This is a genomic window from Bythopirellula polymerisocia (assembly GCF_007860015.1).
In the GTDB taxonomy this organism is placed as follows: domain Bacteria; phylum Planctomycetota; class Planctomycetia; order Pirellulales; family Lacipirellulaceae; genus Bythopirellula; species Bythopirellula polymerisocia.
In genome coordinates, this window is record NZ_SJPS01000005.1 from 415,383 (window position 1) to 442,099 (window position 26,717).

Annotated in this window: 25 protein-coding genes and 1 pseudogene; 14 read left to right on the plus strand and 12 right to left on the minus strand. The window is 51.2% G+C overall.

Annotation, left to right across the window (positions count from 1 at the left end; translation table 11 throughout):
* Positions 1 to 36: 36 nt before the first annotated feature.
* The gene (locus Pla144_RS17465) at positions 37 to 510 is read left to right on the plus strand and encodes a hypothetical protein (protein ID WP_146451980.1); all 474 of its coding nucleotides are present in this window, start codon (positions 37 to 39) and stop codon (positions 508 to 510) included.
* Positions 511 to 1,422: 912 nt separating this feature from the next.
* On the opposite strand, the gene Pla144_RS17470 is transcribed toward Pla144_RS17465, so the two are convergent.
* The 5 genes from Pla144_RS17470 to Pla144_RS17490 form a co-directional block, all read right to left on the minus strand.
* Positions 1,423 to 3,321 carry an ATP-binding protein gene (locus Pla144_RS17470; protein WP_146451981.1) on the minus strand — a complete coding sequence of 633 codons (1,899 nt, stop codon included), beginning with the start codon at positions 3,319 to 3,321 and terminating at the stop codon, positions 1,423 to 1,425.
* Entirely contained in the window at positions 3,321 to 3,695 is a 375-nt protein-coding gene (locus tag Pla144_RS17475) for a hypothetical protein (RefSeq protein WP_146451982.1), read from the minus strand. The genes Pla144_RS17470 and Pla144_RS17475 overlap by 1 nt, the downstream gene beginning before the upstream one ends.
* Positions 3,696 to 3,774: 79 nt before the next feature.
* Positions 3,775 to 4,029, minus strand: coding sequence for a helix-turn-helix domain-containing protein (locus tag Pla144_RS17480; RefSeq protein WP_146451983.1), 255 nt, complete (start codon positions 4,027 to 4,029; stop codon positions 3,775 to 3,777).
* A 105-nt stretch (positions 4,030 to 4,134) separates the two neighbouring features.
* Entirely contained in the window at positions 4,135 to 5,043 is a 909-nt protein-coding gene (locus Pla144_RS17485; RefSeq protein WP_146451984.1) for a hypothetical protein, read from the minus strand.
* Positions 5,044 to 5,745: 702 nt separating this feature from the next.
* Positions 5,746 to 6,141 (minus strand): hypothetical protein, encoded by a 396-nt coding sequence (locus tag Pla144_RS17490; RefSeq protein ID WP_146451985.1) that lies wholly within the window; start codon positions 6,139 to 6,141, stop codon positions 5,746 to 5,748.
* 278 nt (positions 6,142 to 6,419) lie between these two features.
* Here Pla144_RS17490 and Pla144_RS17495 point away from each other — a divergent pair, with 278 nt between their 5' ends.
* The 3 genes from Pla144_RS17495 to fabI are packed head-to-tail and all read left to right on the plus strand — an operon-like array spanning position 6,420 to position 9,702.
* Positions 6,420 to 7,829 (plus strand): bifunctional enoyl-CoA hydratase/phosphate acetyltransferase, encoded by a 1,410-nt coding sequence (locus Pla144_RS17495; protein WP_146451986.1) that lies wholly within the window; start codon positions 6,420 to 6,422, stop codon positions 7,827 to 7,829.
* 2 nt (positions 7,830 to 7,831) lie between these two features.
* Positions 7,832 to 8,938 (plus strand): acetate/propionate family kinase, encoded by a 1,107-nt coding sequence (locus tag Pla144_RS17500; protein ID WP_146451987.1) that lies wholly within the window; start codon positions 7,832 to 7,834, stop codon positions 8,936 to 8,938.
* Positions 8,935 to 9,702 carry an enoyl-ACP reductase FabI gene (gene fabI, locus Pla144_RS17505; protein ID WP_146451988.1) on the plus strand — a complete coding sequence of 256 codons (768 nt, stop codon included), beginning with the start codon at positions 8,935 to 8,937 and terminating at the stop codon, positions 9,700 to 9,702. Before Pla144_RS17500 ends, fabI begins: the two co-directional genes overlap by 4 nt.
* 197 nt (positions 9,703 to 9,899) lie before the next feature.
* Here fabI and nhaR read toward each other — a convergent pair whose 3' ends face one another.
* Positions 9,900 to 10,823 carry a transcriptional activator NhaR gene (gene nhaR, locus Pla144_RS17510; protein WP_146451989.1) on the minus strand — a complete coding sequence of 308 codons (924 nt, stop codon included), beginning with the start codon at positions 10,821 to 10,823 and terminating at the stop codon, positions 9,900 to 9,902.
* Between the two features lie 126 nt (positions 10,824 to 10,949).
* Here nhaR and Pla144_RS17515 point away from each other — a divergent pair, with 126 nt between their 5' ends.
* The 10 genes from Pla144_RS17515 (at position 10,950) to Pla144_RS17560 (ending at position 21,059) form a co-directional block, all read left to right on the plus strand.
* Positions 10,950 to 11,306, plus strand: coding sequence for a hypothetical protein (locus Pla144_RS17515; protein WP_146451990.1), 357 nt, complete (start codon positions 10,950 to 10,952; stop codon positions 11,304 to 11,306).
* 169 nt (positions 11,307 to 11,475) lie between these two features.
* On the plus strand, positions 11,476 to 11,847 hold the full coding sequence (locus Pla144_RS17520; protein WP_146451991.1) for an HPF/RaiA family ribosome-associated protein: 372 nt from the start codon (positions 11,476 to 11,478) through the stop codon (positions 11,845 to 11,847).
* An 18-nt stretch (positions 11,848 to 11,865) separates the two neighbouring features.
* On the plus strand, positions 11,866 to 12,108 hold the full coding sequence (gene csrA / locus Pla144_RS17525; protein WP_146451992.1) for a carbon storage regulator CsrA: 243 nt from the start codon (positions 11,866 to 11,868) through the stop codon (positions 12,106 to 12,108).
* Between the two features lie 95 nt (positions 12,109 to 12,203).
* Positions 12,204 to 13,130, plus strand: a complete 927-nt coding sequence (locus Pla144_RS17530) for a universal stress protein (RefSeq protein WP_146451993.1) — start codon at positions 12,204 to 12,206, stop codon at positions 13,128 to 13,130.
* 52 nt (positions 13,131 to 13,182) lie between these two features.
* Positions 13,183 to 14,118 (plus strand): universal stress protein, encoded by a 936-nt coding sequence (locus Pla144_RS17535; RefSeq protein ID WP_261342330.1) that lies wholly within the window; start codon positions 13,183 to 13,185, stop codon positions 14,116 to 14,118.
* Positions 14,119 to 14,240: 122 nt separating this feature from the next.
* Positions 14,241 to 15,170 (plus strand): universal stress protein, encoded by a 930-nt coding sequence (locus tag Pla144_RS17540; protein ID WP_146451995.1) that lies wholly within the window; start codon positions 14,241 to 14,243, stop codon positions 15,168 to 15,170.
* 67 nt (positions 15,171 to 15,237) lie between these two features.
* Positions 15,238 to 18,000 carry a cation-translocating P-type ATPase gene (locus Pla144_RS17545; RefSeq protein WP_146451996.1) on the plus strand — a complete coding sequence of 921 codons (2,763 nt, stop codon included), beginning with the start codon at positions 15,238 to 15,240 and terminating at the stop codon, positions 17,998 to 18,000.
* Positions 17,981 to 18,988 (plus strand): 2-hydroxyacid dehydrogenase, encoded by a 1,008-nt coding sequence (locus Pla144_RS17550; protein ID WP_146451997.1) that lies wholly within the window; start codon positions 17,981 to 17,983, stop codon positions 18,986 to 18,988. The genes Pla144_RS17545 and Pla144_RS17550 overlap by 20 nt, the downstream gene beginning before the upstream one ends.
* A 648-nt stretch (positions 18,989 to 19,636) precedes the next feature.
* Entirely contained in the window at positions 19,637 to 20,362 is a 726-nt protein-coding gene (locus tag Pla144_RS17555) for a hypothetical protein (protein WP_146451998.1), read from the plus strand.
* 277 nt (positions 20,363 to 20,639) lie between these two features.
* Positions 20,640 to 21,059: a globin gene (locus Pla144_RS17560; protein ID WP_146451999.1), complete on the plus strand. Its 420-nt coding sequence runs from the start codon at positions 20,640 to 20,642 to the stop codon at positions 21,057 to 21,059.
* On the opposite strand, the gene Pla144_RS17565 is transcribed toward Pla144_RS17560, so the two are convergent.
* From Pla144_RS17565 to Pla144_RS24685, 6 genes and pseudogenes are all read right to left on the minus strand, one after another.
* Positions 21,056 to 21,346 carry a hypothetical protein gene (locus Pla144_RS17565; RefSeq protein ID WP_146452000.1) on the minus strand — a complete coding sequence of 97 codons (291 nt, stop codon included), beginning with the start codon at positions 21,344 to 21,346 and terminating at the stop codon, positions 21,056 to 21,058. The genes Pla144_RS17560 and Pla144_RS17565 overlap by 4 nt on opposite strands.
* 136 nt (positions 21,347 to 21,482) lie before the next feature.
* Positions 21,483 to 23,054 (minus strand): bifunctional aminoglycoside phosphotransferase/ATP-binding protein, encoded by a 1,572-nt coding sequence (locus tag Pla144_RS17570; RefSeq protein WP_146452001.1) that lies wholly within the window; start codon positions 23,052 to 23,054, stop codon positions 21,483 to 21,485.
* A 77-nt stretch (positions 23,055 to 23,131) separates the two neighbouring features.
* Entirely contained in the window at positions 23,132 to 23,845 is a 714-nt protein-coding gene (locus Pla144_RS17575) for a cytidylate kinase-like family protein (RefSeq protein WP_146452002.1), read from the minus strand.
* Positions 23,846 to 24,441: 596 nt separating this feature from the next.
* Positions 24,442 to 25,566 (minus strand): type IV pilus twitching motility protein PilT, encoded by a 1,125-nt coding sequence (locus tag Pla144_RS17580; RefSeq protein WP_146452003.1) that lies wholly within the window; start codon positions 25,564 to 25,566, stop codon positions 24,442 to 24,444.
* Positions 25,567 to 25,619: 53 nt separating this feature from the next.
* A complete protein-coding gene (locus tag Pla144_RS24680) occupies positions 25,620 to 25,940 on the minus strand; it encodes a GlsB/YeaQ/YmgE family stress response membrane protein (RefSeq protein WP_197530779.1) in 321 nt (106 codons plus the stop codon).
* Between the two features lie 344 nt (positions 25,941 to 26,284).
* A pseudogene (locus Pla144_RS24685) lies at positions 26,285 to 26,717 on the minus strand (hypothetical protein); the annotation flags it as partial.

Here is a 26,717-nt window from a genome sequence, read left to right on the forward strand (position 1 = left end):
AATCTGCGTCTAATTTCCGCATCTTGGAACTACCCAATGTGTAAAGGCATCTCAATACTCAAGGCTCGGTTGAAACAAGAGTTGTTTGACCAATACGAACTGGAACACCGGATCACTTCACGAGGGGGAGATGCCCAGCCGGAGTTGCATTTCATGTACACCGACCCCGTGGTGCAGCTTCCGGTGATCCACGATGGCCAACTTGTGATCTATGAGTGGGGCAACCGGGGGAACAAGGAATCGAAGCTCCCCCGCACGGGTTGGTGTCGATTAGAAAGCCTTGAGGCAGGCAAGTGGCGCTGGCTCTCGCCAGAGAAGATCGTAATCCCCGCCAACTTTGGCCTGGAAAAATCAGTCTGGTTCCAGATCCACGAGGGAATGCAGGGCGTGGTGGTCCACGATGAGCAAGAACGCCCCCACGCCTACATGCTCACCCAGCCCGCCAGCCACTACTACCAAACCATGACCCGCCACGAACGAATGCCGATACTGATTGACCAGGAAATCTAAGGTGACAGGATATTCACCAGAGTGTCACCTTGACGATTCCCTCGCTCAATCGTACGGTAACCTAAATAAAGTTGGGCGTTTGCAGGCCTAGCCAGCGAGCCTGCTGACAGGCTCTTGATTCTGTCTTTTGGGGAATAGTGTAACGGTAGCACTCCGGACTCTGACTAGAATATAGGGTTTTTATATCATGCCCTAAAAACTCTTGAATCCACTTGTTTTCTGGTCTGAATTGCCAATTCAGGCGATTCGCTAAAAGAGTTTACAAAGGTATAAAAAACAACGCTTGCGGGTGTCATTACACCACCCGATTTTGAATTCCCTTTTCTTGCTAGGTGATTCCGACTGACGGATTCTCAATCCGAAACGACCTCACAGGATCGCGTCTAACGAGCGTCTACACCTCGATGGGTATTCTGGCCCATCCAGGAAAGCAATGCCTTAGAATGGCGATTTCGGGGGGCGTGGCGAGGGTGTTTCTTTGTTCGGTGGCTCTGCATCTTCGCGATGCCCAAATCAACGTCGCACACCTGCTAGATTAGCTCCAGCAACGACATGACAGTCCCGCGTTTCGCCTACGGGACATCCCAGAGTGGTCCCAGTTTCTGGCGGCCGAATGATAGAGGCGACTAATCATCTTGATCACATCGTCGCACACCGTGGTGAAGAGGCGTTGTTCGGGAAAGAGAAGACATACTGGCCAAAACTGATGTATCACCTGAGTGGACCATCAGTTCTTTCGTGCCTTCGCTGACTCGTCGACCGCTCTGGTGGGTTCGGCGCTGTAAAACTTTGCGGCAGTAGTGATCCGCCTATCACTATTGCATATCTGCTCGATTCTCTTAGAGATAGTTAAACGGTTTATCGGGTAGGATTCATCGAAAGGTAATGTCCGCTGCCTTAGATTTCTGGTGCTCATACGGTGTTCCACTCCACGAATCTAATATGGTGCCCGCACCTTGCACACTCTCGACGGATTGAATTACCACCGTGGATCGGAACGTCACGGCAGTCGGTACTCCGACACATTTTGCACTGGTCCGGATCAGAGAAAGTCATTTTTTCCTTGTCATCCTTGTCACTCTCGTCATAAGAGCCGTTTTCTTCGGGAAAAACAGGGCATTCTTCCGTGACAACTGGTTTTGCAGCCTTACCATCCTTGTCACCGCTTGTCACAAGGTCGTCATCAAGTAACCCCTTGTTTTCTAGTGTTTGTGACATTGTGACAGGTGTGACAACTTCCTCCCCCCTTTTTTCGGATATAGTGATCTCACGACGTTTACCTGATCGCGGATGGTGAAACACACAAACTCCAACTTGATCCAGTGCAGGACCCAACCGCTTGATTCTGCCACCCAGCGCGTTGCAGTTTTGTGGCCATCCCCGAGGAGGTTTCTCAGGGGTAATCACCTTCAATAATTCATTTGCGGTGCCAGTCCATGTTCCTTCTGTTTCTGCTAGTGCCTGGATAGCGATTGCTACGTCGTCCGATTCGATCACGGTCTCGGCGATTCGATCACGTTGGCCTAGATAGATGTCTAGGGAAAGGTTGTCATTCTTGTCACGGTCGTCATTCACCTGATCGACGGCGGCCAACAGCTTCGCGAAGTCAGCCATGCGGGGCAGCTTTTCTAAATGGATATTTGGCAACACCTGCAACACTTTGGCCAAGAGGTCCAGAATGGCACCAAAAATACGAGGCTTGGCTGCCTTGAATAGCAAATCAATTTCGGTTTTTGTTCGCCGTTCAACTTCCCCAATGGATTCCAGGTCCACCAATAGAACCCGATCACCTAGATCCCCTCGTAAGGCCCCCGCATCGATCGAAGTTAACAAGACCGCTCGCTTAAATGATGAGACAGATACTTCCCCGTCGGTGTATAGCTTGCGACGCAACCATCCATCACCAGTCACGGCCTTGCAAAGAGCATCGCTCCACCATGGTGATAAGGTCGAGACATTATCGACTCCTACGACATGCGACGCTGCGGCACAAATAGCCCACTGTTCAGAATCACGAGGTTGATTCTGTAAAGGCGCAGGCGAGGGATCGACAATCTCTTTAAACTTTTCGGCAGCGGTCGTTTTTCCGGTGCCCTGTTGCCCACCCAAAAGCAGTATTGGGTGGGGAATACCGGGAACATAGGCTGCCACAATCCAGCCGATTACTAGCGGCCAAGTTTCAGCCGTTACATTTAGAAGATCTCGAAATTCGGCAAGCGTACCCCCATTTTCTGGGATTGGCAAACTAGAAGTTGTGGCAGTCCGACGGAATAATACGGGAGATCGCTCACTCACTTCCCATGCTCCACCTTTCACGACGATCGCATTGCCGGTGGAGTTACCCAAGTCGATCACAATGCTGCCATCGAACTCGGCAACACGGAGGAAAACTGCTTCCGGTTCGGCTGCAAACGCTTCACCTTGCAACGCAGTTAGTGCATCGGTAAGTGCAGAGCTGTTGGGGGTTCGCCCTTGAATTTTTCGGAATTCTCTTGACAGCTTTGATCTAAGTGAATCCCCAGAACCACGCAGCATGATTGCTACGTTGGGTCCACCTAGTTCCACCGCGAACGCATCGTCGCTGTCAGTGCGGCCAAACCGATAACGAGACATTGCCAGCTCGACCAACAGATCAGCCAGGGATTGCTTTTCGCCGGGAGTTTCACCGATGAAGTGTGCCTCCAATTCGGACATGCGTTCGTGAATTATTTCTTCCCAGTGCTTTTTGCCTTGAGGAATAAAAATCCGAAGTTTGTCATTCGTGTTCTTGAACTCTACGCCGTCCGATTCAGCTTTGTTAATGAGTGACATTAAATCCATGTTCCCGCCACCTCACTTCCCCCGACTGGTGCGGTTGCAGGGGTATCTGAAAGTGCCCCCTCATTCAGAATCCGAATCAACTCATTCGTGGCCAACTCTCTGGCCAACACGGTGGGTAGTAACGGCCGAGTTGTCCCAACAGCTCGCAGTTTGTCGGCGCGATACACTGCGAGAAATGGACGGTCTAAGAGCATCTCCACCACGTTCTGTGCGATCCGTTCGGCTTCGATATTGTTGGCCACTGGTAGCCGCGCGATGTGCACTACAATGTGCCTATCGCCGAATACCTCTAAATGCCCATTTGGGTGAGAAACAACGAGGACTGCGGCTCTAGGCTGCATTGAGTTAGTTAGTGTATTATGCATTTTGTATATCCTTTCTTTTGTGACCCCCCGTTGCTGCGGTGTGGGTCACTTTTTTTGTGCCCACCGGGGTCGGGTGGATTCAGATGTCCGAGAAATAATCCTTGGTCACGGTCACTGTTTTCGAACGGCTGTTCGGCTTCACTTTTGGCAGAACTTCCCTGCTACGCTTGAACGACTCTAGAGCCGTATCTTCGATGAAGTAGCGAGGCCGCTGGTCGGCACGAGTGGCCAGATTGAGGGCAGTTAATTCACCCGCCTCAATCCAGTCAATTACTTTCTTTGGAGCCACGCCAAACAGCTTGGCAACCTTGGGAACCGTGCGAGTTGTAGCCATAGAAAAACCTCCAAGTAGTTGTTGAGAACTACTCGAAGGTACAAAGAGTTATGGCTACGAATTGGCTGCAAACGAGCTGCAAACGAGCTACTTTGAAAAAAAGTTCTAGATATTGTGTAGAATCGCTTTATTGGCCTTGAGCGAGACTTGCAGGGGGATACTGTTCTCTGAAAAATACTTATTCGCAGCAGTGCGATAGTTGCGGCAATTCGTACGGTCCAGTTCTTTGTTGGAATCGCAGAGCACTTGGTCTGCCATATCCGAGAAGGTCGCTGTTTGATCGTCAGCTTTGAAAAGATAGTTCACTAATCGCCATGCTGAGGGTGGGAATATATCGTTCAGAATCACGCCGTTATGTCGCCATCGGTATCCATCGACGGGGCCATCTGGTTTCGGTGGATCAGGCTTTTCCTCAACGCCATTTTCTTCTTGCGATGAGGAATCAGACTCCTCTGTTTCCTTGTTTGGATCGATACCGGATATTTCCGTGGGCATTACATTCCCTTTCCTTCCAGCATCCAAATTATCTAGCTGACTGTAATGAGACCGAGCTGACAAAACGGAGCAGACAATTTCTGCCACCCTTTCGGACTCTGAAAAGATTCTCTTGGCAGCAGCAAAGTAACAGCCGATTTCACCGTCAAGTTCCTCCATAGTCTGAGTCTTCGATATTGCCTCGAGGGCTTGGTTCATTGCCCTGTACGCTACATGTAAGTGGCTCAATAGGTTTTCATTAAGTCCCTCGGTTTGATTCTTGAACTGCTGAAACTTGGGAATGACTATATTAGAGAGGTCTATGCTAGTCAGCCATGCTGTCGTGGCAGATTCGACTAAAAGATCCTTTTCACTCCTATAGTATTCCAACTGGCGATTGAGCTCCCTTAGGTATCGACCGATTTCATTCGACCAGTCAAGATATGAATGCAACTGTTCATTCGTGCCGGGCAAATCTCTACCAATTTCAGCCATTGTAGCCTTTCTGTCTGAAGCGTCTAACTTACGTTCAGCAGCCATGGAATTTCCTTTCAGATTCGAGTCGGCCTGAACCGTGCCGGGCGAAAGGGAAGTAAACCCGCCACGATCCGGGTCGTTTGGCATGCCGCTTCGAACCCAGCCAGTGCCCTCCCGACTTTATTCAACCATATTACTCCGGAAGGTGATTTTTTTGTACGGGTCGTACCATAGAAAAGTATCGATTTTGGCTCTGTAGAAAACCTTAACAAGCACAGTAATCAAGATGTTGTGGGTGAGTGCGATTAATCTTAGGTCCGGCAAGCTCTGCAACTAGCGTCGGGGGCCCTTGTGCGGGTTACGGCATCCGGGTTGCGTGCAGAGAACACGCCCAGATTGGGAACAAATGGCGTGATTGAAGAGGGCTTCGCTAGCCAGGGCCTAGTTGTTGTCGACTTGGTGGCGCAACTACAGCGGTCGCCACCACCTCCATCAGTTTGAGGAGAGGCTAAGCCGCTGAAGTTGGTCCAACTTCGTTCAGTTTGGAAATCTGCGAACTGCCGTCGGTCGAGACACCTCCAGCAGTTACGGAATAGTCAGTTTTCCTACGCAGGAGCGGGAATCAGCAAAGTTTACTCGTGCGTGTGTGACACCTAAGATCCTCACCATCCGGAACGACAGTCAAGAGCGGCGAACTTGCCATCGAAGATGCAGACTGAGTGATCTACACCTTAAGATCCTCGCGCTGAGGCCGCCAGCCACCTCTCAGCTTCTCTGCGTACCTTCTCCCCTGATATTCTTTATCAGTTCATCGATCGCATGATTGACCAACTCTTTGTCATCAGAAGATTCCACGTCAAATGCATAAAACAGCATTTCTGGGGCGAGATTGGAAATAGTATTTTCAGCGTCTTCGAAAGCGTTAAAGATGGTAAGAACTGCTTCTTGACCTCCTAGACGGCTGATACCTTCATAGGCTTTTCTTCGCCTTTCGTTGCGTTGATAAGCGTCGTAGGAGCTCTTGCTAGCTTCAGCACCCGGATGTACTGCAACCCTCTTGAGATATTCGAGTAAACCGTGCGTGTTTGGAGCGATATTGCTGGGGAAGGGTCGACAGCCTTTCTCTAAAAGTCTTGCATTGGAACGCAGTCGAAAGTTCAAGCCTGTCTTCAAAGCCCAAAGTACTTTCTTTGTTCCTGCGACTTCTTGCGTGTTGGGTTGGTTGCCAAGCGGGTAGGAAGTGTGCGGAATCGCACGGCATTGTGTCAGTTAAAACGTATCTGGACAGAATCCGTTCCATTTAAAATTTCGAGTAATTGCAGGAAGTCTGACCGAAGCGCAACTGTACGGTTTATGCGGCTAAATACCCGGATAATTGAATGAGTCGAGCCAGTGTATTGAGCATCAGTGATTGCGGTCATGAATCATGGAGACATGTTATGAGCGACCAGCAGGAATTGATTAACGTTACGTTCGATGAACTCAAGGTCGGGCAGACAGCAAGTCTGACCCGCACGCTTTCTAAGCAGGATATTCAGTTATTCGCTGTGTTGTCAGGCGATGTGAATCCTGCCCATTTGGACGACTCGTATGCTGAGGACAGTATCTTTCGCGGTGTGGTGGGTCATGGGATGTGGACAGGCGCGCTGATTTCCGCCTTGCTTGGCACAGCACTGCCCGGGCCGGGAACGATTTATCTCAATCAAGATTTGGCTTTCAAGAAGCCTGTCCGTCCAGGCGAAACGATCCATATTGAGGTCTCCGTAAAAGAGAAACGCCATGAGAAACATATCGTCGTATTCGACTGTCATTGTGCGAATATGCTGGGAGAAACGGTGGCGATTGGGACCTCCACGGTCATTGCCCCGGTTCAAAAAATTCGGCGCACAAAACCCGAACTGCCCGATGTGCAGCTCCACTTTCACGACCACTTTCGTGACTTGATTGACAGTTGTGAACAACTATCTCCAGTAAGAACAGCGGTGGTTCACCCTGTGACTACGACTGCGATCCAAGCCGTCGTGGAGGCCGTTGACGAGAAACTGATCGATCCCGTTTTAGTGGGGCCTGAAAGGCGGATCCGAAAAGCTGCTAAGGAAGCAGGCATTGATATTGGTTTCTATGATGTCGTTCCTACGGAGCACAGTCATGGAGCAGCAACAAAAGCCGTGGAAATGGCGGTCGCTGGCGATGTCGGAGCACTGATGAAAGGGAGCTTGCCGACCGACGAACTCATGTCTGCCATCGTGTCAACGGCTGCCGGCCTGCGCTCAGAGCGGCGGATCAGCCACGCCTATGTTGTCGATGTCGCCAGCTACCACAAGCTGCTTATGATCACTGATGCCGCGATAAATGTTGCCCCCACGGTGGATGAGAAGGCGGATATCTGCCGCAACGCCATCGATCTGTGGCGTGTGATGACCCATGGCGCCACTGAACCCAAGGTAGCCATTCTGGCAGCCACCGAGAAAGTGAACTCAAAGATGCAAGCCACGGTGGATGCGGCCTGTTTGTGTAAAATGGCGGATCGCCATCAGATTGACAACGCACACTTGGACGGCCCTTTGGCGCTTGACCTTGCGATCAGTCAACAGGCTGTGCAGGACAAGGGATTGACATCGAAAGTTGCGGGAGACGCCGATATCTTGGTGGCGCCTGACCTAAATTCCGGCAACATGGTGGCGAAGCAACTGACTTTTCTGGGACACGCCGCTGCTGCGGGGCTCGTTTTGGGCGCGCGCGTTCCAATCATGTTGACGAGCCGGGCAGATTCTCAACGGACCCGCCTGATGTCGTGTGCGCTGGCAGTGCTGATGGCGGATGCACAACGGCAGGGAGATATCAAGTGACCATGAACGCGATCTTAGTTTTGAATGCAGGGTCGTCGAGTCTGAAAGCAAGCGTGTTTGAGGCGGTAGCCGACTTGCCGTTACTAGCTTCTGGGAGAATCACAAGGATTGGTGCCCAAGCGGTGTTTTCGTGGAATGGCAACCCTGTTGCTGAATTCCCCACCACGGTCGATCACGGCGGGGCGTTACGGGAACTCTTAACCTGGACTGAGCGCAGCGCCAATGATTGGCACCTGCAAGCGGTCGGACACCGCATCGTCCATGGAGGAGAAGTATTTTCCTCACCCACAATGCTGACACCCCAGGTATTGCACCAATTGGAAACGTTGATTCCGCTGGCGCCGCTGCACCAACCCACTTGTCTCGCCGCAGTCTACGCGATCGCTCAGTCGCATCCAGATCTCATGCAGATTGGCTGTTTTGACACGGCCTTTCACAAGTATCACGCTCCCGTGTTCCAGCATTATGCGCTTCCCAAGTATCTACGGGATCAGGGCATCCGCCGCTATGGGTTTCACGGGCTTTCTTATGAATGGGTTGCTCACGAACTCGTTAGGAAGCATCCGCAAATCGCACCTGGCCGAATAGTGGCAGCGCATCTAGGCAACGGTGCCAGCCTGTGTGCCATGCTTGCTGGCAAGAGCGTCGATACGACCATGGGAATGACAGCACTGGACGGATTGCCCATGGGCACACGGTGCGGCTGCATTGATCCGGGGGTCGTTCTGTATATGCTGCGCGTGCTTAACCTGAAAGCAGAGCGTGTCGAGCAGATTTTGTCTTGCGAGTCAGGCCTTGTCGGTTTGTCTGGCGTCAGCCACGACGTGCAGAACCTGTTGGAGAGTGGGAGTACGGAGGCCAACTTTGCGATTCAGTTCTTTTGCACGATGGCGGCCCAACATATTGCGCGCATGGCTGTCTCGATAGGTGGACTCGACGCGTTGGTGTTTACCGGTGGAATCGGCGAACATGCCGCATCAATACGAACGCAAATCAAGGAGATGTTGAGTTTTTTGGTGCCTTTCGAAGTGCTGGTGATTTCCGCGAACGAAGAGCGCATGATTGCCGAGCACTGCTGGACACTTTCAACACAGCAGGTACGACCATGAATCAATTATTAGGAGGTAAAACCGGTTTGGTGGTGGGGATCGCCAACGATGCGTCGATCGCATGGGGGTGCACCAAAGCGTTTCGCAATTATGGGGCGGAGTTGGCGATTACCTATCTCAATGAGAAGGCCAAGCAGTACGTCCAGCCTTTGGCGGAGGATGTCTCGGCACCGATCTTTCTGCCGCTCGACGTGACCCAAAGCAGTCAGCAGCTTGCATTATTTGAGGCAATCGCCAACACCTGGGGTCGGTTGGATTTCCTGCTCCATTCCATTGCTTTTGCACCAAAGACCGATTTGCAGGGGCGGCTGACGGACACTTCGCGAGAGGGTTTCATGACGGCTATGGATATCTCGTGCCACTCACTGATCCGACTCATAAATTCAGCAGAGCCCTTTATGAAGCAAGTGGGATCGATTCTTACGTTGAGTTATTATGGAGCCACCAAAGTTGTTACGAATTACAACTTAATGGGACCTGTGAAGGCGGCGCTGGAGTCAAGCGTGCGCTACCTGGCAGCCGAGTTGGGCAGCGAGGCAATTCGCGTCAATGCACTATCGCCTGGCCCTGTGAAGACTCGTGCCGCTTCGGGTTTGACTGAATTCGACTCCCTGATGCAAGAAGCTGCTGAGAAAGCTCCGCTAAATCAAATCGTCACCTTGGACCAGATTGGAGAAATGGCCGCCTTTCTCGTTTCGGATAAGGCCCGACAAGTGACGGGCCAGGTTGTCTATGTGGATGCAGGATACAATATCATTGATTGAGCAAGAGTAGCCAAGTCTCATTGGTTTGTTTGATCTGGTAATCATCGGTGGACACAAAGTTACTCAAAGTTATTGAAGGTGAACTCACATGGAACGCTTCAAGAGTATCTTGGTCGGCATCTTTTTGTCCTGGGCAAGACTCAAATCTGAATCTTGCACGTGAGAATTGCCGTTTGAGACTCACACGTAGATCCATCTCATGAGCTGGAAACACCTTTGCGATATTCGAATAGTTTTTGACGAGCGGACTCACAGATGGCGAGGACGGCCGGGTGCTTTAACCGGCGTTCCACGGAAATCGCGTAGTATCGCTCGCGCACGGCCTCGGTACGGCCAACCACCTGTACGTTGTACTGACGGCACACCTCTTTTTCGATCACGGTTGGTGCAGGAAATAACCCGACGCCGTCCTGGCCGAAAACTTTCATCAGTGCCGAATCATCAAATTCGCCGACAATGCTGGGTCGGATCTCCTCCGAATAAAACCACTGCTCAAGAGCACGGCGAACCGCTGTCTTGACTGTGGGTAATAACAGAGGCGCTCCCTCTAACGATGTTGGAAACTTACGTCGATATTTCGAAGTGAGTGCCGAAGTGCCGAAAAACGACGATCCGCACTCACCAAGGAGGTGACTGAATGCACGCACGTTATCCGTCGGACCAATAGGAGCGTCTGACAAGACCATATCAAGCCGATGCAACGCGAGCTCTGCGAGCAATTCTTCATGCTTGCCCTCGTGGCAGACAACATGAATGTCCTCATCCACGCGGAATGCCGGCATAAGCAGCAGGTAAGCGATCAGCTTGGGTATCACGTCAGGTATACCGACTTCGAATTTTAGTGGTCGACCAATAGGCCTGCCATGTACGGCATCTTGCAGCTCGCGTCCGATGGTGAAAATCTCTTCTGCATAGCGAAATACCGTTTGGCCAAATTCTGTGAGTACTAAATTTCGACCCACTTGGTCAAATAGCTTTTCTTCAAAGGATGCTTCGAGCTGACGCAGTTGTTTGCTGATCGTGGGATGAGCCAATTTTAACTGTTCAGCGGCCTTGGCAATACTACCATCGCGGGCAACCAGCCAGAAGTAATACAGGTGGTGGTAATTGAGCCATTCCATGCTTCTCAGGATACGTAGATATTATCTAACCTTCAATGGAGGATAATCTTTCTGTCTAAACAGATTCTTCGACCGTATAACTTAATTAGACAGAAGTGTGAACCTACCACCAAAGGAGTTATGACCATGAAAGTCACCGTCCTGAGCCAATCGATGTCGCTCGACAACGCAACGCGTAAAGATGTCCAAGACAGCATCTGTCGTTCCTTGAACCGATTCAATTCTGAAATCGACGAAGTTACGGTGCGTATAGGGACTGCCGGAGGCGATTCCAGTGTTTTACGACAACTCTGTCGGCTATCGGTACGCATGAAGAAGATTGGGAGCTTCTTAGTGGAGTCCGTAGGGGACTCAACATCTGAAACCGTATCGTTGGCTGTAGAGCGCGCTGCAAACAAGTTGAACGAATTCTCAACCGGTGGCACGATGGACTTTGCTTCCGTGAAAGGGAAAAACCATGGCCCGCGTATCGTGCGTGATTGATCTGAAGGGGGCCAAGCGTTTGCAGCTGCAACGACAGCGAGCAAGGCTAGTAGGTTCGTCGGAGTGGAAACGCAACAGCACATTTCTAGACGAAGGGTGGCGCCGAGCTGATTGGTTCTAGCCTAGAGTCCAACGTCTTGAAACAAGAAACATAAGAGAGAAAGCGATCATGCGTTTGAGCACCCGATTTAAGGGCATTGATAGATCCGAGAACCTGCAAAGCCTGATAGAGCGCCGTATCTACTTTGCGCTAAGTCGGTTTAGTCCGCGAGTCACGAGCGTGTCGGTCGTCGTTGAAGATATCAACGGTGATCGTGGTGGCATCGACAAACGATGTCAGATTAGCATTAAACTTGACCGTAAGGACGAATTGCGCGTTGATGCGACGCATGCCGATGTCGAGGGGGCAGTTTCGTTAGCTGCGAATCGAGCCGGTCGCATAGTGCAGCGCAAGCTGGAACTGTGGCGATCCGCGCAACGACAGTGCAAGCATTCTCAAAAACCGACCGAACAATACGACGATGTCATCCCCACAGATTGAAAAGTGAAAGGAGTGGTCATGCTTGTTTTGAGCCGGAAGGTAGGCGAAGCGATTTGTGTCCGCGACGATATTGTTCTGAAAGTACTTGCTATTCAAGGGGATAGAGTTCGACTAGGAATTCGAGCTCCGAAACATATCGCTGTGCATCGTGAAGAAATAGCTCAACACATACGATTGATAGCTAATGAACCAGCTGAGCCTCCGCCTGCTATCAAAATGGGGGCCGAGCAGAATTGCGAACAGAGAAAATATAACGAATGAGTAGGTTTAATTATTAACAACCCACTCTTCGACATGTTGCATAGACTAGCCATTACAGGGGGATCCCTCGAATAATATTAGTAAAGGAGGAAGCCATGAAACGGTTCAAGAACATCTTAGTGGGTATCGACCTGTCCCAGGGAGATCGACTCGTGTCAGATGTGCTTCCTCCCCCTACTGTGGAGGCAGTGGAACGTGCGCTCTGGCTGGCGAAAGTGAATTCCGCCAAGGTAACCTTCTTTTTTGCACTAGACATCTCTTATCCAGCTCAGAATTTGATCGAAGAACAAAGTGATGAAGACGATTCTGTCCTCAAAGAAGCCCGTGATGCACTAAATGTGCTGGCCGCAAGGGCTGCGTCGGAAGGCATCCAAGCCGACACGGATGTCAGATTCGGCAAGAGTTGGCTGGAAATAATTAGGCAAGTACTCCGCGAGGAACATGATCTTGTTGTGGTTGGCACACGACATCTCAGTGCGATCCGGAGTGTGCTGATGGGGAGTACGGGAATCAAGTTGCTCAGGAAGTGTCCATGCCCTGTGTGGATCACACAGCCTCGGGGCAGTAATAAGATCAAGTCGATTCTGGTAGCCCATGATCTGAGTCCAGTTGGTGATCTCGCGATGGAACTGGGATGCTCGATGGCACAGCTCCATAGTGCTCAGTTACACGTTCTTCATTCACTCGAAAGTCCTCAACTGGAAAGTGCATTTCAGCAGCGTGTATCAGCAGATAATATGCTGTTGTACCGATCTCGGGCTCAAGGTCATATCGAGGAACAATTGAAGAATTATGAACTAACTCAAGTTCCACAGGTTCATTTAGTGATTGGTTCGCCTGATCTTGCCATCTTGGCACACATCGAAAAGTTCGGCATCGAATTGCTGGCCATGGGAACAATAGCCCGTGTAGGAATTGCCGGTTTCATCACAGGTAATACCGCCGAGAATCTATTGCCAAGCATTCCTTGTTCGGTTCTTGCTGTAAAGCCATCAGATTTTGTTTCCCCTGTCACGCTTTGACGCCAAGTCGACTTGCGAAGTGTTTGCTGCTGAGGGAAGAAGGGATGTCACCGTGAAAAGATTTAGGAAGATTTTAGTCGTGGCAGACAGGAGACATGCAGGCCATCCTCTTGTTGTGAAGGCTGCGGAAATCGCCAGACACAATGATGCTTCACTTAAGATCGTAGATGTTGCGGAAGAGTTTCCCTGGACAGTTCGCTTGACGCTTAAGGGACATGAGCAGATCCGAGAGGGAATTATCGAAGAGAAACGGCAAGAATTGGCAGAATTGGCTGCATCAATGCGAAAACTGGGGCTCAACGTTGAATCCGAAGTATTGCTCGGCAAAGCATCGGTCCAAGTGATTCGCGAGGTGATACGCTCGAAATACGACCTCGTTATTGCTGTAGCCAAGGGTAGCGAGAGCGTACGCGAGGGGTTTTTTGGTAGTATGGCAATGCGTCTTTTGCGGAAATGTCCGAGTGCTGTATTGCTTGCAGATCCTGACTCGTCACTGAATTTCAAGCACGTCGTAGGGTGCGTTAATACTTCACTGAGAGACCAGCAAGACATCGAACTAAATAACGCTATCTTTGAGTTAGCATCTTCGATTAGTAAGTATTGCGATGGACGTTTTTCGATCGTTCACGCATGGTCGATCTACGGAGAGCGAATCCTCATGAAGCGAATGCTGCTCGAGAACTTCAATGAACTGACACAAAACAGCAGCGACCAGGCCAAGAGGTTGCTCGACAAGTTTCTGCAGCGGCACGGTAGCACAGCCCGAGCCAGCAACGTCCATATACTCAAGGGCGAAACTTCTACTGTAATCTCAGAGTTTGTCCACAACCAAGAAGTCGATCTCGTTGTGATGGGCACGGTTGCGAGTTCTGGTATTGCGGGCGTAATAATGGGTAATACTGCTGAGCAGATTATAAACCGCATCCGTTGTTCAGTATTGGCATTGAAGCCTTCTGCTTTTGTTAGCCCTATTCGTGTCGATGATTAACGAGATGGCACAAACCCTAATAAGTCAGGAGGGCGATTATTATTCTCTTTGATTCGAAGCAGTTATGAGACGCACTTGATCGTTACCCGTAGCGAAGTAATGCGTATGAAGGAGGTCTAACCATGAAACGATTCAAAAATATACTGGTGGGAGTCGATTTAGCAGATAAGGAGCAGATCGTTGCCAACGAGATGTCCAGTGCAACTAGTACGGCAATAGAAAACGGGTTGTGGCTCGCCAAGCACAATAATGCACAGTTGGTGTTCTTTACTGCGCTAGAAGTTCCTAATTATATTCGATTCGTTGCCGAAAAACGTGGGGATGTCGAGTCGTTGCTGATCGGAGAGTATGAAGAGCGTTTGAACACACTTGTGCAGCGGGCGAAACGGGAAGGTATCAAAGCGAGTTACGTACTAACAGTAGGAAAGAGCTGGGTCGAGATGATTCGACAAGTCTTAAAGAAGCAGCACGACATCGTAATCGTCGGCACGCGGCAACGGGGAATTGCGACGAGCGCATTATTCGGGAGTACCGGCATGAAGTTGCTTCGCAAATGTCCCTGCGCTGTCTGGGTTGGTAAGCCGCAAGCAGATCAGAATGCAACGTCGATCCTGGTCGCTGATGACTTGACGCCTGTCTCCGGTCTTGCTTTGGAGTTGGGTGTTTCGATGGCGCAATTACAAGGTGCGCAGTTACACGTACTGCACGTACTTGAACTTGGTATGGGAAGACCTTCGTGGGACTCGTTCGAAATTCGTACACGAGCCCGTGCCGAGGCAGCGAAGCAACTGGAAGCACAGCTTGTACGGGTTAATGCCACAGTGCTGCAGTGTCCAGCAAGAATCGAAATTGTCGTTGATGCTGCGGATTCAGCCATTTTAAGGGAGATTGCTGAGAATAACGTGGGACTACTGGTGATGGCGACTGTGGCACGGAGTGGAATCGCTGGAATCATCACAGGGAATACGGCTGAGCGATTGCTCCCTCAGATCCCCTGCTCAGTGTTGGCTATTAAACCGCCAGGGTTTGAGTCGCCAGTTGCAATTGACTAAACGTGAGGCTTTCTTTGGGAAAGAGAGTGGCACTGGAGGAATGTGCCTGAAATAAGGGAACTGACAAATGGATCCACAGTCGCAACAGTTTCCTGCGTGGCACGCGCTCGACTTGCAGTCGGTGCAGAACTCATTGGATTCGGAGCCGTGCGGTCTGACTGGATCGGAAGCAGCTGAGCGTCTTGAAAAGCTCGGACCGAATGTATTGCCGCACGCCCCGCACCCGACCTGGTGGCAGATCGCCTTGCGTCAATTCCACAGTCCGCTGATTTACATTCTTGGAATCGCTGCAGTGGTGTCAGTTGCGATTGGCGAGACAACCGATGCTACGTTTATTGCCGCGGTCCTCCTCTTGAATGCCCTGATCGGCGGTTACCAGGAGTGGCGCGCTGAAAAGAGCACACAAGCCTTGCAACGACTGCTACAAATCCGCGCTGCCGTATTGAGAGACGGTGAAGTCTGTGAGATGGATGCGGAGAAGGTTGTTCCTGGTGATACTGTCTGGCTGGAGTCCGGCAACCGCGTGCCGGCAGACTTGCGGATCATTTCAGCCCATGGACTCGAAGTTGATGAGTCACTATTGACAGGCGAATCGCTGGCGGTATCGAAGGACCCTACGTGGACGGGAGCTGTGCCGACGCCCGTTGGCGATCGAAAGAACATGACCTTTGCGGGGTCCATTGTTGTCCGCGGACGTGCCCAAGGCATGGTTGTGGCAACCGGTCCGGCCACACACGTAGGGCAGTTAGCCTTAGACGTCATGAGTGCCACTGGAGGAAAGCCACCCCTAATCGAACGGCTGGAGCGATTCACACTAGTAGTAGCGGTGGCAGTTCTGATCGCGGCCTGCGCAGTCGCTGTTCTCGGTGTGTTGCTTCACAACCACAGCCTGCACGACATGTTTCTCTTCTCGATCGCCTTGGCCGTGTCGGCCATACCGGAAGGTCTGCCGGTCGCATTAACTGTAGCTCTAGCCATCGGGACAGCGAGGATGGCTCGCCGCGGCGTGATCGTTCGTCGGCTTGCCGCTGTGGAAGGGCTAGGAAGCTGTACGCTAATCGCGAGCGACAAGACGGGCACGTTGACTTGCAATGAGTTGACGGTTCGCGAAATTCGACTGCCCAACGGCGAACGATACGAAGTTAGTGGCGAAGGATTCATCCCAGAGGGTCAGGTCACGCATGACGGGCATGTGATCAAGAAAAACAGCCATCCAGTGCTCGACAGTCTGGCGCGAGTCGCCGTCTTATGCAATGAGGCAGACCTGCATCGCCGTAATGGAGAATGGCATTGGCGCGGTGATGCCGTTGATCTTGCCCTACTCACCATGGCTCACAAGCTCGGCTGGACACATGAGACTAGTCTAGCGAATAAACCGCAGATTAATGAAATTCCTTTCGAACCGGAACGACAATTTGCTGCATCTTATCATCGGGCGGATGGAGCCACCCAGGCGTATGTGAAGGGTGCTCCAGAAAAGGTCTTCGCTATGTGCGACTGGGGGCCTGGACAGCATGAGAACGAGGCGTCTAGCAAGGCTGAAGAGATGCTTCGATTTGCTGAGTTAATGGGAGAACAGGGCTACCGAGTGTTGGCATTGGCCGAAGGCACGACTCCTGCCCCATTGGATCCGGCACTAGCCGCTCCTGAACCATCCAATCTGAGCTTTTTAGGGTTTGTGGGGATGATTGACCCGTTAAGGCCAGGAGTGCATAACGCTGTCCGTGCATGCCACGGAGCGGGAGTTGGTACTTGCATGATCACCGGAGATCATCCGGTAACAGCGCTTGCTATTGCGCGCGAACTTGGTTTGGCGAGTGAATCGAGTCAGGTTGTCACCGGTAGCCAATTGGCAAAGATGTCGCCGACGGAAATGGAAGAAGCTGTCAAGACAGCGCGTGTCTTCGCTCGTGTTGCCCCACGTCAAAAGCTGGAACTTGTTAATGCGGCACGTCGAGTCGGACACTATGTCGCCGTAACCGGTGATGGTGTCAACGACGCTCCAGCCCTTCGTGCTGCTAACATCGGTGTAGCGATGGGCAAATCAGGAACGGATGTAGCGCGCGAAGCCGCTGAATTAGTACTCAGCGACGACAACTTTGCCACTATCGTGGCTGGCATCGAGGAGGGCAGGGTTGCATACGACAATGTTCGCAAAGTAATCTACCTGCTGATCTCAACCGGTGCCGCAGAAATAGTTTTAGTTGGCCTTGCACTCTTGGTAGGACTGCCACTTCCGCTTCTGGCAGTACAACTACTTTGGTTGAACCTCGTCACTAACGGCATTCAAGACGTAGCTCTGGCATTTGAACCGAGTGAAGGAGATGTGCTCAGCCGAGCACCCAGGCCGCCGTCAGAGAGTATTTTCAATCGCCTGATGATCGAGCGAACCATTGTCGCTGCATTAGTCATGGGTTTTGTGGGTTTCGGTGCTTTTTGGTGGATGCTGCGTGCAGGTTGGACTGAAGCAGCGGCGCGCAACGCCCTGTTGTTGCTTATGGTCTTGTTTGAGAACGTTCACATCGGCAATTGCCGTTCCGAGACAAAATCAGCGTTACGATTGTCGCCACTGCGAAGTCCAATTCTGCTCGGTGGAGCAATCATCGCGTTGTTGATTCATTTCGGTGCGATGTTTGTGCCTTTGGGACAAAAGGTCCTGCACATTGAACCGATCAGCCTGGCGACTTTCGCCTATTTGTGGGCGTTGGCGTTGAGCGTATTTTTTGCGATGGAAATTCATAAATGGAATTGGGCGATGCGTACGCGGCGTGAGGCGGTTTCGAGAAAAGTCAATAACATAAGGAATGAAGATGAAGACAATCGTTTATAGCACGAAACCTTACGACCGAGAATTCCTTGACGCCGCTGTTCGTCAGTACCCCCATGAGTTAACTTATCTTGACGCACGATTGACACTTGACACTGTGGGGTTGGCTAAGGGGTTTGACGCGGTATGCGTCTTTGTCAATGATCATCTCGACTCGGAAGTTATAGGGATCTTGGCGACGGTTGGAATACGTGCAATAGCATTGAGGTGCGCTGGCTTTAACAATGTTGATCTAAAAACAGCGAAAGCTTGTAATATCAAGGTAGTTCGTGTTCCAGCGTACTCGCCACACGCTGTCGCTGAGCATGCGGTAGGTTTGATCCTGACTCTGAATCGGAATATCCACCGAGCGTACAACCGCGTACGTGATGGCAATTTCTATCTGAGTGGTCTGCTCGGCTTCGATCTAAACGGTCGTTCTGTGGGAGTGATTGGCACTGGTCAGATTGGCACCGTGTTTGCCAAGATTATGTCGGGATTCGGCTGTCGGATACTCGCCTATGATGTATGTCCAAACAACGTGTGTCAGAAACTAGGAGTACAGTATGTTGATTTAGATCGGTTGTTCGCTGAGTCTGACATCATCTCACTGCATTGCCCTTTAACGCCCGACACCCATCATTTAATCAATTCAGCTGCCATTCGGCAAATGAAACACGGAGTGATGCTCGTCAACACTAGCCGAGGAGCTGTGATCGATACACAAGCAGTTATCGTTGGCTTGAAGAGCGGAAAGATTGGCTACTTGGGTTTAGACGTTTACGAAGAGGAAGCGGATGTGTTTTTTGAAGACCTGTCGAATGTCGTTATTCCGGACGACGTTTTGTCTCGGCTTCTGACATTCCCGAATGTAATCATAACCGGTCATCAGGCATTCTTTACCCGTGACGCTCTCAGTTGTATTGCTGAGACCACCCTGAAGAACATTTCTGACATTGAGATTCAGGACAAGAGTCTCAACGAAGTGTCGCTATCCCTTGTGATACGTTAACTATTTGCTCTGATCCAGAGTCGACAAGTTCAGGGAATTGTTTGTCGTTCATCGGTTAGTTTTGGACCTGCTTTGACTTGCTTTAGCGATGGGACAACAGGGCTACCGAGTGTCCAATAGCAATCAAGATGTAGCACTGGGATTTGAGCCGAGTGAGGGAGTAGTGCTCAATCTCGAATCGCCTTTGATACGCCTGACGCACGTCCGGGAGAATGATACGAGCCCGATTCAGGCCATGTATCTACGGCACCAGCCAGTATCAAAGAGTACCGAAATCTCGTTGATACGCGGCACAACCAAGAACCTACCGTAAAAAAATTTAGGATCGGCTCAGAATGCATAGCCCGATCGGATGATGCCGAAGCGACTCTTAACCCATCTATCCGAGATTTTAGTGATCCTTTGAAAATAAATTAAATAGGGTAGTTTCTCATTAAACTGGTTGTAACTGGGCTGATAAGAGATTCCAATTAGAGTAGTCCAAGCCTTGCGAACGGCTTCCAGGATGCGAGACCTGTCCGGTGCGTATCTTTTAAGGAATCCAAATGATTCGGTCCCTGAGTCAACTGCTGTTACCATAGGTGCAGCGTTGCGAGTGTTCATGCTGCCGACAGCTACTAGAATCGGCACCGAAGGGAGAACTCCCTGATGCGGAATTGCCTTGGTACAATCACAATCATCGCGTGGAGTCTTTCACCTTCACTCACAATTGCCTGTAGCAAGCACGGCACGAATGCCGGCGGCGAACTTTGGTTGCCAACCAATAGCAGTGGCGGCGTGGTACAGGGCTTCCTGACACTAGAGACTTCACTCGTACCACCTACCGTTCCGACAACCTGTACAGCGGGCGTGGGGTTGGGCTCGCTGGGCAATCTGGCGCCGAACGGTGTGACCGTAACCGGTATGAGCATCGTCGTTTTCAACAACTCTACCGGCGCGAGTGTCCCGCTGCCAGCATTTTCATTTCTACCTAACAGCATCACGACCACCAGCCTGATGGCTGGATCGGGCTCCAGTGTTCAGTCCAACACGAATCCGTTGTTTGAAGGTTCCAGTTGGTTTGGTTTTTCTTCAGCCGTAGCTTCATTCTTACTCCCAGTACTCAGCCCGGATGAGATGCTGGCGTTTCAATTTGCGGTGGAACTTCCCACACTGCAATTACCACTGAGATTGGAGGCTCATTATGCAGGGGGGGAGGGGCAATCCGAAGGGACGCCGATCTTTGACGGTACCCATCCAGTTCAATACTTTACGGTTGCGGACCCGTCGGTTTTGGTCACAGCGCCAGTACCAGAGCCAAACACGCTGACTTTAGCTATTACCATCGGAGTGATCCTGGTGCTCCGGCGCTCGAGTGCCCTTTATAAAGCTTAGTCTGAAAATGATGCGAGGCTGTGGGTTGCTGCGGATCTGGACCGACTGTGGCGCGCTGCCGCCCAACCATTTTCAGCACGATGCCAATTGCCTGACGTAGTTGCTGCCTGGTACTTCGATTCGAGGAGCCTCGCAGGCGGCCAGAAAACGGGCTTCGTAGCTGGATAGGGCAGTTTACCGAGGCGAAAATCGGACGGTTAGGTTGGAAATATGTGAAATTTCTATATGCATCGAGACGTCTCGCCCAAACTCACTATGCGCACAGGGATCCCGATCGATGGCGAAAGAAGCGAATGAATTGACGGCCAGCTACTCTCGATGTCGTCACGATGAGCGTTTTCTTGATACGTTCTACGACGAGTTTTTATCCAAGTCGCCAGTGATCGCCCAGATGTTTGCCAAGACGGATTTCAAAGTTCAAAAAGTCATGCTCCGCCAATCGCTGTTGGAAATGCTCTGTTTTGATCGTGGGATGTCCGGCACACGTGAAGAAATCGAAAGGCTGGGTCTTCACCACAAGGAACTAGGTGTAACGCTGGAGATGTACGAGATGTGGCTGGACTCACTGTGCGAGGCCATCCAGAAGCATGACCCAAGCTACACACCGACCCTGGAACGGCTTTGGCGTGAGGCCATGCTCAAGTCAATTAAGAAAATGATCGCTGTCGGTGCATCCCAAGGGATCGACCACGATTAAACTGGGTCACGGTACGTAGCGCAAATGGAATTGTTGACCAAGGAGTCGCAAGAAACGACCATTTTTTCTACCAAGTCACGTCTGGCATTGCAGGTCGTGTTGACGCGATTCAGTTGGCCCTGACGAGGTCGCGAAGGGCAACATGCCAAGTTCAGTCGGAGTGCAAGACCTCCTTCAGTTTGGCGACCGACTAATTGAGCGAGGGCCAGGTGGCCCTGGGTGTTGCCACCCAGGGCCACCTGGTTCTCAGCGAGTTCGCCGGGATGCCAAGGCGCACACTTCTCCATTTTCCTGAATAAAATGGCGGCAACTGTGCAGCTAGCGTAAGCTGCCCGATTTTACTCTAGAGGGACAGGAGGTTCAGCGGGAAGCCGATTGAGGCTATGTGACCACCTTGTTGCCCAATATCGTTAGCGTATCGATTTAAGACACAACAGCCTTGAATTCGCGGCGGACGGTTTCGACTTGGTGATGAACCGGGTCTATCGTGGGTATCTCAACCGCAGGATAAGCCGAGTTAAACTTCTCTTCCTCAGCCGCTTGTTGGTCGTAGAGATCAGGCCGGGCTTCGGATTCAGACTCACTGCTTTCGTTGCGTTTCTGCAGTCGTGAGATGGTGTTTACTCTTGGAGTCTTACACCTGACAAACAGAATGGGGGCCATGCGCGAACGGGCAATCGCGAATAAGTCTTGCCGAAGCGAGTTGGTTAGGAAAGTTCCATCAGCGATCACTGACCTACCTGAGTCAAGCGCATCAGCCGCATCTTTGAGCAACCTATCGTAGACTTGTTGACGGAGAAGCTGGCGATAATTGCCGCCGCCATACGAAGCAGGTGTTTCGCATGTGCCGATTAACAGCTTTCGTATCACATCGGTTTGTAGCAGGTCTGCCCCAGCGGCTTCTGCGATTGACCGGGCCAGTGTCGACTTCCCGGTACCCATCAAGCCGCAAACCACAATAATCCACGGGCGTCCGAGTTGCTGCGCGTAAAAGTCCGCATAAACCAAATGGTTTCGCAAGTCCCGGAGTAGAGCCTTGTCGACCACATTCTGGATCTGCGATAGACGCAAGGCCTCAACCTTTGCTCGCACGGTCGCACGGTAAGCCTTGTAGAAAGCGACTAGTCCTTTAGGCGGACGGTCATCGAAGTGGTGTTGGTACGCCTCGTCGATTGCAGCTGACAACCGATGTCCGCCGATCCTCTCGCATTCAACTTCGAGAAAGCATAACTCGTCGAGGATGTCTAGGGTACGTAGAGCGCGGGAAAACTCGATCCCATCGATGATCTGAGGGGGAGATTCCATGTAGATATGCTCAGGCCGCAGGTCGCCGTGCCCTTCGACAACTCTTCCATTTGCCACGCGCGTTTCGAATACTTCACGTTGCGTCCACAAGAAGTTTGCTAGGGCGCTGTGGACACGCAGGATGCGATGATGCTCATTGTTGCCGGCATGTCGGAGCAGAGATTGGGTATTTGCTTGTTGCTGGGTTCGTACTTTCGCCACGTAATCTGTAGGGCTTATCTCTCCCTGGGGAAGTTGCATAGTCTTCGCTACAAGGTGATCTGCTAAAGTTTGTTCTTGATTCGCTGTCAACCTGCGCTCACAGATGAGAAGGTCCAATGAATCCTCCTTCCGCAGACGCCTCATACTTACAGCCCACTCCACAGGTAGTCCCGCGCCGTCAAACGCAAGCTGGCCGTTCATCTCTTTCGTTACAGGGAAGACCCCATAATAGACGTCGTCCGCCCAGCGGCGATTTAACCTGACCTCTTCTTCACATGCATCTTTTCGCAATCCAATTGTCGTAAAGTCAACAAACTCGAAGTGAACCGGCTTCTTGATCTTCAATGCATGTAATCGGCTCAGAAACACATAAGAGAGGTGCGTTTCGATAACTTCCACTTCGGCTGAATCGTCGTCGTAGACGGATGGCGAACTCAGCAATCGCACAACTCCTTCAATCGCTACACTTGAGCAATGAGTTGTCAACACCTTGATCCTCCTAGGGATACTAGTATCAGGCACTAGCAGACGCCACTCATATACTCATTGCCAACCGTCCGGTCCTGTCAGGGAGTATTGTGGGTGGGTAGGCGTGCTTGACGCGCCGTGAGCCCAGTAAGGATGAGGTCCTTGCAGTCATTCTCGCTAAAGCGAGCAGTATTCATCGTCAGGTCGTACTCATGAACGTCTGTTGGATCTTTGTGAAAGTATCTTTTTACGAAGTCAACCCGCATTCGATCGATTTGGACTACTTGTTTCTCTGCCTCTGCACTAATTCCTAAGTGATTCGTCGCCCGCTGAACTCGATAGAGGATTGGAGCAACCAACCGAATTCTTAATGTCCTCTTTTCCGGCAACACTTGGGAGGCACCGCGACCAAGAATTACACAGTTCCCGTGGCGATAGAGCGCAAACAGTACCTTCTGAAGTCGCATGGCAAACCCCACTCCACTAAGGTGTCTCTCTTCATGGAAACTATGAAGGCATTCGTCAAGCCAGTTGGGACACTTCTCATCTAGCTTATCCAAAAGCTGCAATCGAACCGCAGAGTCCTCAGCGATCTTGTCAACCAACGCCTGGTCGTAGACTGGCCAACCCAATTGGTCAGCAACGAGTTGAGCGATCGCCCTGCCACCTGCTCCTCGCTCGCGGCTGATTGCAATTGTCACTCCCGGCTCGATGTTCTTGGATTCGTGCAAATTGAACTGCGATCCCCGTTCACGCCAGTGCTTGTAAGCACGCTCCAATCCCACCCCTCGCGAACTAGCATGGGTAGTCATCTTAATAACCCTTTTTCTACTCACAGATAGCCGAACTAATAGACATCTCGGACGTAAACAGTGCAATCTGCGTGCCACAATGCGTCAGCCAGCGATTGCGCGACCACGCAACGCGAAGTCGGTAGTATCCCGCTCAATTCTCTAAACAAAGTAGCATCACCAGACGAAGGTGAGCGAATTCGCCCACCAACGGGCAGCCACTTTGCAATAAACACGCTGAATAATGAAATCGAGACCGTTGGAACCTCATTTACGATGGTTAAAGAAGGAATAACCTTCGAGCGAATAGTCCATGTGACAAGTGGTTTGAATGTCTTCACTGGTCAAGCACATTCTGGTTCCGCTCGACTTTACTCCTAAAAAAAGCGGCTGCCCTGCGATACGCTGTTCGATTAGCCAAACAATATGGTGCTCATGTCAATCTCCTGCATGAAATCGAGACGATTGACTACGCCGACGAAGGTGAGATCGCTGCCTTCTATGATTAATTGAAAATACGTGCACGAGATAACTTGGCAGCGGCAAATCGACCCTTATCGATCGATCGGGCATAGAGGATGAATTGAAGTCTGATGAAGCGACCCAAAGGCAGCAGCCTATTTCCTTAATCGTGAGATAATTCCTGAGGAAGCCGAATCAATCCCTTTGAGTGCCGAGAGCAGGGCCTCACGATTGGGGGCAGCGTCTAGCGCCACTACGCGCGAGATTTTTTCTGATAGCACCAACTCACACAATGAATGGGTGTATTCCCGCATCCCTTCCGCCCGGCATTGATGTAAGAGTGCTGGCAGGTCTTCGTCCTCTTCGTGCAATATCTTGTCTTTGACGATCGAGTTTATCAGCAACACCTCCGTCGCTGGATAACGCCGCCCCTCTTCCAAAGCTGGCAACAACCGCTGGCACATGATTGCCTTCAGGCTGTTTGAGAGCGAGGAGCGGATAAAGCTGTGTTCGCTCCGTTCGAAGAATTCGAGAATCCGGGAAAAACTCAACTGAGCATCTGCACAGTGCAACGATCCCATCACCAAGTGCCCCGTCTCGGCAGCTTGAATCGCCGCCAACATTGTTTCCCGATCTCGCATTTCGCCTATTAGTATCACGTCGGGGTCCTGCCGTACGACAACTCGCATTGCATCCTGAAAATTCGGTACGTCAAGTCCCACTTCACGCTGCGAGATGATGGACTTTTTCCCATGAAAAGCAAATTCGATGGGGTCTTCGATCGTAATAATATGCATGCTGCGGTTTAGGTTGATGTGTTCGAGCATAGCGGCCAAGGTGGAGCTCTTGCCGCTGCCTGTCACGCCACACACCAAGACTAATCCTTCAGAAGTCTCCGTGATCATTTTGCGGTAAACGTCAGGAAGGTTCAAATCATTAAAATTCAAAATCTTAGCTTGCACGCGCCGAATCGCCGCGTGAATCTCACCTCGTGAACGAAATAGGTTGATCCGAAAGCGGTCGCCTGTGTGGTGAGCGGCTGAGAAATCGACCGAGCCCTTATTCTCAAAGTCTCGCCAACGGTCGTGCGGGACCATCGACTTAAACATGCCATCCAAATAGCTCGCATCCGGAAGTTCCGGCAACTGCAACTTGCGGAGGTGCCCTCCAATCCGCACATAGGGAGGATATCCGACTTTCAAATGTAAGTCCGAGGCTTCATGCTCGCTGACGAAGGTCAGGAGTTTCTGAATTTCTTCTTCAGGAGGTAATAGTTCCATGAGGCAGGTCCCCTAACTGATGGAGAGTCCTCGTCCAGGCAAAACCAAATCCACTATTGTGGCCGCTCCTTAGCATACTCTGTGGCAAAGGAAACCCCTAAGTTATTGTTTCCATTATAACTAGATTCGCGACGAAGTGCGCCTACGCGTTTGACTCCTCGTAAAAAGGCAATGAATAAGCCGGCCCCTACTCTGGCCGTGGTAAGGCTTCCCAAGATATTACTTTCGAACCCAAGGAGTCCGAACACCAACCCGCCTACGATCGCCCCGATCACACCCACGATGAGATTTCCCGGCAACCTGAAACCACTCCCCTTCATCAGAGTTCCGGCCAACCATCCCGCCAGGAGGCCAATCAGAATAAACCAATACAAACCACCTATCGGTATTCTCTTACAATTGACGGACTAATACGGGTCGCTCACAGCGGTTTGCAAAGGTGATTCTAGCCACGGATGAATACTAATCCAACATTTACCTTTTGGATTGAACCTGAAACCGCTCCAGCCCTAAGTCGCTGCCCATCTTAACATCGCTCCTACGTGTCTGGCGCGTGCGAACTTTTTGACGTTTTTTCCGTCTTCCATTCCAAACAATCCGCGATTCGAGGCTGTGACGGATGCAACCAGAGCGTTAATCAGCGGCCAAGACTGGATCACCTTAGACCTGCTCTCTAAGAAGCCCCGTTTTCCACTCTTTGATCCGTTCCCGAGTCATGTCACATAACCAGCAGATGTATCGCCAGCTGGATAATGCGGTAGGGTATTGCGACAAACAACGTTCGCTTCACGGCCACCTCGGCGAACTGGAACGTCGCGTACTTCTCGTGCCGAACGACCTTTGCCCCAGTCTTAACCAACCTATCCTGGAGTGTCACTAGCGACCAAGAATCGATCTCCTGAGGTAGCGCAATGAGGCCCAGGAAGTTCGCCAGATTGACTTTAGGCCAGCGCGAACAGCCGCCCTCGGTGAACCCCACCGAATGCAGTTTGCGAAAATGCAAAACCCGCTGAGGGTGCATCAATTGCGCCAAGCAAAGCTTGGGAAAGGGGAATGAGATGTAAATTACAACTTTGAAACCTTTCAGCGGAACCTTGCGGGTGAGAACCCCGTCCAGTAGAGCCTGACCAGCAACTGGAAGCGAGTTTTGC